Below are 10,489 nucleotides of genomic sequence, written 5' to 3' on the forward strand. Positions count from 1 at the left end.
CGGCGACGAAGAATCGTCACCGCCTCACAGGAGAGTGCTATCAGACCTACTCGGCGGCCTTCGTGACCTGGTAGAGGATCGGCCAGGTGTCCCAGCCGAACTCCACGTCCTCCACGCTCTCGCCCCACGCACCCATGGCGTTGGTGTACCAGAGCGGGATGGAGGGAAGCTCCTGGAACAGGATCTCCTGCGCCTCCTGGAACTTCTTGATGCCGTCTTCGACATCCGCCGCCGAAGCGCCTTCGTCGAGCAGCGCGTCGAACTCCGCGTTCGAGTAGTCGCCGTCGTTCGAGCCCGCGTCGGTGCCGTAGATCGGGCCGAGGCCGTTGAACATCGACGGGTAGTCGAACTGCCATCCGTTACGGAAGGCCGTGGTCGCCTGACGCTCGGTGATCAGCGTGCGGTGCTCTGCGAAGGTCGGGATCGGCTTGCCCGCTGCCTCGATGCCGAGGTTGTTCTTCAGCTGGTTCGCGATCGCATCGACCCAGCCCTGGTTCGGGCCGTCAGCGTTGTACTGGATCTCGAAGGTGCCGCTCCACGGGGCGATGGCGTCGGCCTCGGCCCACAGCTTCTTCGCCTCATCCGCATCGAACTCGAGCACCTCGGAACCGGGGATCTCCTCGGAGTATCCGTCGATCACGGGCGAGGTGAAGTCCTTCGCCGGGGTACGCGTGCCGTTGAAGACCACATCGGTGATCTCTTCGCGGTTGATCGCGTGCGAGATCGCCTGACGACGCAGGATGCCTTCCTCACCACTGAAGTGGTCGAGGCGGCCCGGGATCGTGATGGTGGCGTTGGCCGCTGCCGGCTGGTTCACCGTGCGTCCCTCGAAGTCGCTCTCGAAGGTCTGCAGCGCGCTGTCCGGGATCTCCTGGAGGATGTCGAGGTTGCCGCCCTGAAGGTCGGCGTACGCGGCATCGGTGCTGGCGTAGAGGATCATGTCGACTCCGCCGTTCTGCGCCTCACGCGGACCGGTGTACTCGTCGTTCTTCACGAGGTCGATGCGCTCGTTGTGCTTCCAGGCGCCTTCCTCCTCGAACGCGTACGGTCCGTTGCCGACGGGGTTCTCGCCGAACGCCTCGAGGTCGTCCCACGCCGATGCCGGCATCGGGAAGTAGGCGGTGTATCCGAGACGCAGCGGGAAGTCGGACTCGGGCTGCTTCAGCTTGACCGTGAAGGTGAGGTCGTCGACGACCTTCAGGCCGGAGAGCTCGGGGACGTTCTCGTCGTAGGAGAAGCCCTCGATGGACTCGAAGAAGTAGCTCGAGAGCTGCGCGTTGTCGAGCGCGGCGCCGTAGTTCCACGCCGTGACGAAAGCCTCGGCGTCGACCGGGTCACCGTTGGTGAAGGTCTGGTCGGGCTTGATCTTGATGGTGAAGGTCTGCGCGTCGTCGGTCTCGATCGACTCGGCGACATCGTTGTGAACAGCGCCTTCCGCGTCGTAGTAGACCAGGCCAGCGAACATGCTCTGGATGACGAGTCCGCCGCCCACCTCGTTGGTGTTCGTCGGGATCAGCGGGTTCTGCGGTTCGGTGTTGTTGACCGAGATGACGGCCGTGGGGTCACCGGATGACGTTTCTTCCGTCTCGGGGGTCCCGCCAGCGGCGCAACCGGCGAGTGCTAGCGCGCCGATGACAAACAACGCGGTGCCCGCAAGGGCGATCTTGTTTCGCTTCACTTTGTGTCCTCCTGATGGACATGGATAAACGCGCACTCCTCGTCGAATGCGCGGCGATAGTTGAGAGTAACCCCCAGAATCCCCCGTACCTATCTCCGCTAATGAACTGTTACTGAGTGGTGACCATCCGTAACAGCGCTGTAACCGGGAGGCGCGCGAAAACGGCGTTCCGCGTACCCGGGCGGGTATGCGGAACGCCGTTCGGACGTGCGGTTTCGTCTCAGGCGAATGCCTCCACCGGCGGGCAGGCGCAGACGAGGTTGCGGTCGCCGTATGCCTGGTCGATGCGGCGCACCGGCGGCCAGTACTTGCCCGCGACGAGCGCCGGAATCGGGTACGCAGCCTCCTCGCGGGTGTAGGCGTGCGCCCACTCCCCCGCGATCAGCGAGACCGCGGTGTGCGGGGCCCCCACCAGCGGGTTGTCGTCGGCGGGCCAGCGGCCTGCGGCGACAGCATTCGCCTCGGCCTTGATCTGGATCATCGCCTCGATGAACCGCTCGATCTCGCCGATGTCCTCCGACTCGGTCGGCTCGACCATGAGCGTGCCCGCGACGGGGAACGACATCGTCGGCGCGTGGAAGCCATAGTCGATGAGTCGCTTGGCGACGTCGTCGACGGTGATGCCTGTGGCTTCCTTGAGGGGACGGAGGTCCAGGATGCACTCATGCGCGACCCGGCCGTTCTCGCCCGTGTACAGCACCGGGTAGTGCTCGCCGAGGCGCGCAGCGATGTAATTCGCCGAGAGGACGGCCGCGGCCGTCGCACGGCGGAGTCCGTCGGCACCCATCATCCGCACGTAGGCCCACGAGATCGGCAGGACACCCGCCGACCCGTATGGCGCACCGGAAACGGCACCGCCTTCGAAGGTGAACCCTCCGAAGTGCTCGGCACGCTGCGCGAGCGGATGCCCCGGCAGGAACGGCGCGAGGTGGGCCTTGGCCGCGACCGGTCCGATGCCTGGACCGCCACCGCCGTGCGGGATCGCGAACGTCTTGTGCAGGTTGAGATGCGAGACGTCGCCGCCGAGGTCGCCGAACCGGGCGTACCCGAGCAGGGCGTTGAGGTTCGCGCCGTCGACGTAGACCTGCCCGCCGGCGTCGTGAACGGCGGCGGTGATCTCGACCACGTCGTGCTCGTACACGCCGTGCGTCGACGGATAGGTGATCATCAGCGCGGACAGCTCGTCGGCGTGCGCTGCGATCTTCGCGCGCAGGTCGTCGAGGTCGACGTTGCCGAGTTCGTCGCAGGCGACGACGACGACCTTCATGCCGGCGAGCACCGCGGATGCCGCGTTGGTGCCGTGTGCGGACGACGGGATCAGGCACACGGTGCGCTGATCGTCGCCGTTGGCGAGGTGGTAGCCGCGAATGGCCAGGAGGCCGGCGAGCTCGCCCTGCGAGCCCGCGTTCGGCTGCAGCGAGACGGCGTCGTAGCCCGTGACCTCGGCGAGCCAGCCCTCGAGCTGGTCGACGAGTTCGAGGTAGCCCTCGACGTCGGATGCCGGCGCGAAGGGGTGGATGCCGGCGAACTCCGGCCACGTGATCGCCGCCATCTCGGTCGCGGCGTTGAGCTTCATCGTGCACGAACCGAGCGGGATCATGCCACGGTCCAGGGCGTAGTCCCGGTCGGCGAGGCTCTTCAGGTACCGCATCATGGCGGTCTCACTGCGGTGCGCATGGAACACCGGGTGGGTCAGGTAGTCGGGCTCGCGGATGAGGTCGCCCGGGAGGGAGTTGTAACCGTCGCCGAAGCCGAAGACGCGCTCCTGCTTGCCGCCGAACACCTGCGCGACCTGATGCAGTTCGCTGTGGCTGGTGGTCTCATCGACCGAGATGCCGATCGTGTCGGCATCCGCCACGTGCAGCAGGATGCCGTAGCCGTGGTGCGCCTGCTCGGCGAACTCCGCAGCCCGCCCGGGGACCCGCACCTGCAGCGTGTCGAAGAAGGCTTCGTGCACGACCTCGGCCCCGGCCTCGACCAGCCAGTCGCGCAGCAGCGCGGCCTTCAGCGCGGTCTCCTTCGCGATCGCCCGCAGTCCGTCCGGACCGTGGTAAACGGCGTACATCGACGCCATCACGGCGAGGAGCACCTGCGCGGTGCAGATGTTCGACGTGGCCTTCTCGCGGCGGATGTGCTGCTCGCGCGTCTGCAGCGAGAGACGGTAGGCCGGCTTGCCGTCGGCATCCACCGAGACGCCGACCAGGCGACCCGGAAGCTGCCGCTCGAGACCCGCGCGCACCGCCATGTAGCCGGCGTGCGGTCCGCCGAAGCCCATCGGCACGCCGAAACGCTGGGTGGTGCCGACGGCGACGTCCGCGCCCAGCGAACCCGGCGACGAGATGAGCGTGAGGGCGAGAAGATCGGCCGCGACGACGGCGAGGGCACCGGCCAGGTGCGCAGCGTCGATGACGGCACTCGGGTTCCAGACGCGTCCTGATGCGCCGGGGTACTGCACGAAGACGCCGAACAGCTCGGCCGGCAGGGTCTCCCCTGCGGCGAAGTCCACCGTCACGAGCTCGATGCCGACGGCCTCGGCACGGTTGGCGAGCAGCGCCTTCGTCTGCGGCAGTGCGTCGGCGTCGACGACGAACACATTCGATTTCGTCTTCGAGGCGCGACGGGCGAGCAGCATCCCCTCGACGACCGCGGTGGACTCATCGAGCATCGACGCGTTCGCGGTCGACAGCCCGGTGAGCTCGGCGACCATCGTCTGGAAGTTGATGAGCGCCTCCAGGCGCCCCTGGGAGATCTCCGGCTGGTACGGCGTGTACGCCGTGTACCAGGACGGGTTCTCGAGCACGTTCCGCTGGATCACCTGCGGGATGATCGTGCCGTAGTAGCCCAGGCCGATCATCGGCCGGTTCACCGTGTTGCGTGCCGCGAGCGCGCGGAGCTCCGCGAGCGCCTCGGTCTCGCTGGCGGCGCCGGGGATGAGCGAATCGGTCGACGCTGCGGTGAAGATCGAGGAGGGAACCGCCTGGCGCATCAGCGCCTCGACGGGGCTCCAGTCCTCGAGCACGGACTCGACCCCGAGCGCATCGAGCATGACCCGCTGCGCCTCGGCGGTGGTTCCGATATGACGATCGGCGAAAGAGACCACGTCTGGATCAGCCCTCCGTGAGTGCGACGTACGCGTCGCGATCGAGCAGACCGTCGGCAGCGCCGGCCGCGACGGAGACCTTGATCAACCAGCCGCCGGCGAACGGCTCGGCGTTGACGAGCGAAGGGTCGTCGACGACGGCGTCGTTGATCTCGACGACGGTGCCGGCGACCGGAGCGTAGAGCTCGCCGACCGACTTCGTCGACTCGATCTCGCCGACGACGGCACCGGCGGTGATCTCGGTGCCGACAGCGGGCAGCTCCACGAAGACGACGTCGCCGAGCTTCTCGGCCGCGTAGTCGGTGATGCCGATGGTGACGGTCTCACCGTCGATCGCGAGCCACTCGTGCTCTTCGGTGTAGCTCAGTGCGTTGAGGTCGGTCATTTTGTCCTCCGGTAGAAAGGCAGGGCGGTCACGGTCGCGGGGATCTTCGTCCCCCGCACATCCAGGAATACTGCGGATCCCTCTTCAGCGGAAGAAGGAGTCACATAGGCCATCGCGATCGGGTGGCCGAGGGTCGGGCTGAGGGCACCGCTGGTGATCTCGCCGAGAACGGTGCCGTCTTCAGCGACGACCGCGTAGCCGGCACGGCCGGCGCGCTTGCCCTCGGCAGTGAGGCCGACGAGGATCGGCGCGTCGGCCGCCGCATCCACGGCGTCCTTGCCGACGAAGCTCTCCTTGTCGACGGCTACGACGCGTCCGAGTCCGGCCTGAGCGGGCTTCGTGTCGAGGGTCAGCTCGTGCCCGTAGAGCGGCATGCCCGCCTCGAGTCGGAGGGTGTCGCGGGCGGCGAGACCGGCCGGCACGAGGCCGTGCGGTTCTCCGGCGACGATCAGGGCGTCCCAGAGCGCCGGAGCGTCGGCGGCGCGGACGAGCAGCTCGAAGCCGTCCTCACCGGTGTACCCGGTGCGAGCGATGAGCAGCGGCTCACCGAGGAAGAAGGCATCGGCCCAGGCGTAGTACTTCTGCTCCGCCCACGGGGTTCCGAGATCGGTGATCCCTTCGGCGACGGAGACGATGGCTTCGGCAGCGGGTCCCTGCACGGCGAGCAGGGCGTAGGAGTCGGAGACGTCCTCGACGTCCACTCCGCGGTCGCCGATGAATCCGGCGAAGCTGCGGTCCTCATCGGCCGCGCGCGGCGGAAGATCGCGCTCGGGAATCGACGGGAACGACCGGACCCGCGATGCGAACGCCGCATCGACGAAGCCCCGGTTGCCCGCGTTGGCGATCACCAGGTAGCGATCTTCTGCCAGTCGGTAGGCGATGACGTCGTCGACGATTCCGCCGCTTTCGGCGAGGACAAGCGAGTACTTGGCCTTGCCGACCGGCATCGTGGAGATGCGGCCCGCGAGCGCGTAGTCGAGGAACTCGGCGGCATACGGACCGGTGACGAGGAACTCGGCCATGTGCGAGATGTCGAAGAGCCCGGCGGACTGACGCACGGCGTGGTGCTCGGCGAGATCGGAGGTGTACCGCACCGGCATCTGCCAGCCACCGAAGTCTGTGAAGGAGGCGCCCAGCGCCTCGTGGCGTTCGCGGAGCGGGGTGTAGCGGGGGTCGGACATGGAGTTCTCCCGGGCTGGATCGGGCGGACCGGCGGCGTCGCCGATCCTGGGAACTCCCCCTCTGTCATAGGCCTGAGAGCTTCGCCCATCGACAGGCCAAGGACCATCGAATCAGGGGCTTTCACCGTCGGCGGATCTCGTTGCGCGAGATCGCTTTTCAGAGTGGCCGGAACCGCGCGGTACGCGTTACCTGAGAGATTGGCGGGGAGGCTTGCTCCTTCGGTGCCCGGCTGCATTCACCGGGGCTCTCCCGCGAGGGTCATTCGGCCTGTGTTCGGTTGTGCGATCAGTCTAGCGGGTGCGCTCCGGTCGCAGTTTCTGCCGCTTCATGTACGCGAAAGCGGCGGGAACTGCGACCGGAGCCGCGCTCGGATGTCAGCCCTTGACGGCGCCCGCGACGAGTCCGCTCGTCATGCGCCCCTGGACGATGACGAAGAAGATGATGACCGGGATGGCCACGATCGTCGAGGCCGCCATGACCTGACCCCAGTCGATGGCCTGGGTCGCGCTCTGCTGGACGAACCCGCGCAGCCAGAGCGGCAGGGTCCGGTTGTTCTCCATGATCACCAGCGCAACCGTGAACTCGTTCCAGCACTGCAGGAATGCGAACACACCTGAGGCGACGAGGCCCGGAGCCAGCAGGGGCAGGGTGATGCGCACGAATGCCTGCGTCCGGCTGAGTCCGTCGATCATCCCCGCCTCCTCGAGTTCGGCCGGAACACCTGAGACGAAGCCGCGCAGCATCCAGATCGTGAAGGGCACGACGGCGGCGACGTACAGGATGCTGAGTCCCAGTACGTTGCTGAGCAGGCCGAAGCTCGCCATCATCTTGTACTGCGCGATGAAGAGCCCCTCGGCCGGGAGCATCTGGATGAGCAGGATCGTCACGATGAACGAGACGCGACCCCGGAACTTGAACCGGCTGATGGCGATGGACGCGAGGAACGCGAACGTCAGGCAGACGGCGACCGAGAGCAGCGTCACTCCGACGCTGACCGCGAGCGCTGAGAAGAATGACGGCGTGAGCACCCGTTCGAAGTTCGAGAAGGACCCGCCGACCGGGAAGAACGTCGGAGTGAAGGACTCGAGGGTGGCCGTCGACAGCATCGACGAGTTGACCATCCAGTAGACGGGAAACGCCCAGATGACGGCGATGACGAGCGCCAGGATGCTGAGCAGCCACGTGCCCAGGCGGAGCTTCCGGCGACGCACCGGGATGCGACTCCCGTCGGCACTGACGGCGACGCGACCGGCGCTCTTCTCGACAGCGGTGCGGGTGGCGGTGACGGTCATTTTCCCTCCTCCTTGATGAGGCTGCGCACATAGAACCAGCTCAGCGCGATCGTCAGTGCCAGGACGAAGATCGACATCGCCGCTCCGGCTCCGAAATCAAGGCCGGCGACTCCGGTCTTATAGATATAGGTGCCGAGGAGGTCGTAGTCCGTCGACTTGGGCCCGGCGTCCTGCAGGAGGGTGATCTGGGCGAAGACGCGCAGATCCCAGATGAGGTTGAGGAGCAGGACGATCGCGATGACCGGCTTGAGGACCGGGAACACGATGAAGCGGAACCGCTGCACGGCGCTCGCGCCGTCCAGCTGACTGGCTTCGAGGACCTCCCCGCTGACCTGGGTGAGGCCGGCGTACGCCGAGAACGCCACGAACGGCACCGACATCCAGATGATGATGATCGACGCGACGATGAAGAAGAGCAGCGGCGTGGTGCCGATCCAGTTGAATCCCTTCATGTCGACACCGGGGATCATGCTGAGGAGGTAGTTGATGACGCCGCGCTGGCGGTTGAAGAGCCAGATGAACACGGTCATCGCAGCGATCACGGGCATCGCCCAGGCCAGGAGCAGCGCGATCTGCAGCGTGAAGCGTGCCGCAGCGTGGATCTTGGTCATCAGCAGTGCGAGGAGGACTCCGACAACGATGGTGACGAATGCCGTCACCAGGCAGAAGAGCACGGAGCGGAACGTCACTGCCCAGAACGTGCCGTCCTGCGCGATGGCGATGTAGTTGTCGAACCCGACGAAGTCGGGGGCCTTGCCACCGAGCTGCTGCATCGCCCCGTACTTCTGGAATGACGTGACGATCTGCCAGACGACGGGATACCCCATGCCGAGCAGCAGCACGAGAACGGCGCCGAGGATCAGGAAGTAGGGCGCCAGCGCGCGCCGCCGAACGGACGGATCGGCGCCGGTCGAGCGGCCGGTGCGGCCGGGAGGCGAAACGGGGGCATCTGTGGTGGTCATGCGGGCACTGCCTGTCTGAGAAATACGCGTGGGGGCCGGGCGGACCCGACCCCCACGCAGGGTGATCAACCGTTGATGATGGCGTCGATCTTGGCGTCGTACTCCTTCGCCAGGTCTGCGACGTCTCCGCCCTCCGCGACCTTGCCGAAGAACTCCTCCAGGATCTTCTTGCCCTCGACCGCCGCCCAACCGGGCGCTGCCGGGGTCAGCTTCGAGCCGAGTGCGGAGTCGACGAGCGCCTCAGCGAACTGGTCGTCGCCGAGATCGCCGACGAAGTCGACATTCGCCGGACCCAGGCCGTTCTTGGCGAGGAGCGTCTGGTACTCGTCCGAGTAGATGATCCGGAGGAGCTCCTTGGCCCCTGCCTGGTTCTCGCTCTTGGCCGAGACACCGATGTTCGAGCCGCCGGCGAAGACCGGTGCCACCGAGCCCTCCTCGAGGCCGGGGAGCGGGAACACGCCGAACGTGGCGTCGTTCCACTCACGGACCTCGGCGCCCTCGTCGTTGTCACCGGTGTAGTCGCCCACCGACCAGTGAGCCCAGCCCGGAGCGATGATCGTCGCCGCGGTCGGAGCCGCGCCGCCCTTGTCGTTGTTGATGTTGATCCACGGCGTCGAGTCGTCCTCGGTGGCCGGAGCGTTCGATGCCCCCGTGAAGATGTCCTGGAACTGCTCGAGCCCCGCGATGGACTTCGGGTCGGACAGCGTGGAAGCCCACTTGTCGCCGTCCTTCTTGGCCAGCTCTCCCCCGTTGGCGAAGATCCAGGAGATGCCGTTGCGCCAGTCCTGACCGCCGATGTAGAAACCGGACTGACCGTCGGTGCGAAGCGCCTTGACCGACTCGCTGAACTCGTCGAGCGTCTTCGGAACCTCGAGCCCGGCAGCGGTCCAGATGTCCTTGCGGTAGGTGATGTATCGGGAGCCGAAGTAGTACGGCAGCGCGTACTGCTTGCCGTCCACTTCGCCGACCTCGACGAACGACTCCAGCAGCTTGTCGCCGCCGAGATCCTCGAAGATCGGGCTCAGGTCGCTGAACGCACCGGCTGTCGTGAACGTGGGCGACCAGGTGTTGCCGATCTCGGTCACATCAGGGGTGTTCTTGGCGTCGGGAAGCTGGTTCGTCAGCTTGGTGAGCGCGTCGCTCCAGTCCTGCTGCTCGATGGTGAGCGTGCCGCCGGTCGCCTCTTCATACGCATCGACGAGGAACTCGCGAGCCTCTTCGGGGGTGTCCCCACCCATCACCCAGAAGGTGATGTCCTGTCCCTTGGCGGACTCCGTGTCGAATCCGGACGCGGCCGTTTCGCCGCCTCCGCCGGTGCCGCAGGCCGTCAGGCCGAGGGCGAGGACCGATGCCCCCGCCACGGCGGTGAGCGCGATCTTGCGCTTCCCGTTTCTGTTCATTCTTCTTTTTTTCCTCTCGGTGCTGCACTGCAGGAGGGATTCTCTCCGGATGGAGTCACCCCCGGATGGGGTTTGTTAGGACAGTAACCTAACAAACCCCATCCGGGGTAACAACCTCTCCACAGCTCCGGACATAACGTTTCGGACTCAGCGTCGATCTTCGTCATCGATGTGCACTAAGGGTCGGTCTGACACTAAGATCGAATCGGAGGTTAAGGTAACAATGACTCAAAGCCACGGCATCCGAGTCGCCGTCTCGACGGTGATCCTGACGCTGCGCCGCACTGCGAACGGCGAAGCCGTACTCGCGCTGCCCCTCGTGCTGCGCACCAGAGAGCCCTACGCCGACCAGTGGGCGCTGCCCGGCGGCTGGCTCACCGTTGCGGAATCCGCAGTCGACGCGGCCGCGCGCACCCTGGCAGAGACGACCGGCCTCTCGCCGAGCTACCTCGAACAGCTCTATGCGTTCGGCGCCGTGGACCGCTCCCCC

8 protein-coding genes and 1 riboswitch are annotated in these 10,489 nt (G+C 66.5%); of the genes, 1 reads left to right on the forward strand and 7 read right to left on the reverse strand.

The genetic code is table 11. The features are described from left to right. Positions 1–46 precede the first annotated feature (46 nt). From LTA6_RS18755 to LTA6_RS18785, 7 genes are all read right to left on the reverse strand, one after another. On the reverse strand, positions 47–1,678 hold the full coding sequence (locus LTA6_RS18755) for an ABC transporter substrate-binding protein (protein ID WP_407358395.1): 1,632 nt from the start codon (positions 1,676–1,678) through the stop codon (positions 47–49). Positions 1,679–1,898: 220 nt separating this feature from the next. Next, the gene (gene gcvP, locus LTA6_RS18760) at positions 1,899–4,724 is read right to left on the reverse strand and encodes an aminomethyl-transferring glycine dehydrogenase (RefSeq protein WP_407359300.1); all 2,826 of its coding nucleotides are present in this window, start codon (positions 4,722–4,724) and stop codon (positions 1,899–1,901) included. Between the two features lie 61 nt (positions 4,725–4,785). After that, entirely contained in the window at positions 4,786–5,163 is a 378-nt protein-coding gene (gene gcvH, locus LTA6_RS18765; RefSeq protein WP_341975380.1) for a glycine cleavage system protein GcvH, read from the reverse strand. Further along, positions 5,160–6,344, reverse strand: a complete 1,185-nt coding sequence (locus LTA6_RS18770) for a glycine cleavage system aminomethyltransferase GcvT (protein WP_407358396.1) — start codon at positions 6,342–6,344, stop codon at positions 5,160–5,162. Before LTA6_RS18770 ends, gcvH begins: the two co-directional genes overlap by 4 nt. 167 nt (positions 6,345–6,511) lie before the next feature. Next, positions 6,512–6,607, reverse strand: a riboswitch (glycine riboswitch). 112 nt (positions 6,608–6,719) lie between these two features. After that, complete coding sequence (locus LTA6_RS18775; RefSeq protein WP_407358397.1) at positions 6,720–7,637, reverse strand: carbohydrate ABC transporter permease; 918 nt, start codon at positions 7,635–7,637, stop codon at positions 6,720–6,722. Beyond that, a complete protein-coding gene (locus tag LTA6_RS18780) occupies positions 7,634–8,599 on the reverse strand; it encodes a sugar ABC transporter permease (protein WP_341975383.1) in 966 nt (321 codons plus the stop codon). Before LTA6_RS18780 ends, LTA6_RS18775 begins: the two co-directional genes overlap by 4 nt. Positions 8,600–8,664: 65 nt before the next feature. Further along, entirely contained in the window at positions 8,665–9,999 is a 1,335-nt protein-coding gene (locus tag LTA6_RS18785; RefSeq protein ID WP_407358398.1) for an extracellular solute-binding protein, read from the reverse strand. Positions 10,000–10,222: 223 nt separating this feature from the next. Here LTA6_RS18785 and LTA6_RS18790 point away from each other — a divergent pair. Beyond that, the coding region (locus LTA6_RS18790; protein WP_407358399.1) for an NUDIX domain-containing protein at positions 10,223–10,489 on the forward strand (267 nt) is incomplete at its 3' end.

The organism is Microbacterium sp. LTA6 (assembly GCF_045690355.1).
Taxonomy (GTDB): Bacteria; Actinomycetota; Actinomycetes; order Actinomycetales; family Microbacteriaceae; genus Microbacterium.

Excerpts from the sequence above, each read along its gene's own strand:
- LTA6_RS18775 (WP_407358397.1), bottom strand. The coding sequence starts at position 7,637 with ATGACCGTCACCGCCACCCGCACCGCTGTCGAGAAGAGCGCCGGTCGC.
- LTA6_RS18780 (WP_341975383.1), bottom strand. The coding sequence starts at position 8,599 with ATGACCACCACAGATGCCCCCGTTTCGCCTCCCGGCCGCACCGGCCGC.
- LTA6_RS18770 (WP_407358396.1), bottom strand. The coding sequence starts at position 6,344 with ATGTCCGACCCCCGCTACACCCCGCTCCGCGAACGCCACGAGGCGCTG.
- gcvH (WP_341975380.1), bottom strand. The coding sequence starts at position 5,163 with ATGACCGACCTCAACGCACTGAGCTACACCGAAGAGCACGAGTGGCTC.
- LTA6_RS18785 (WP_407358398.1), bottom strand. The coding sequence starts at position 9,999 with ATGAACAGAAACGGGAAGCGCAAGATCGCGCTCACCGCCGTGGCGGGG.
- gcvP (WP_407359300.1), bottom strand. The coding sequence starts at position 4,724 with ATGCTCGATGCGCTCGGGGTCGAGTCCGTGCTCGAGGACTGGAGCCCC.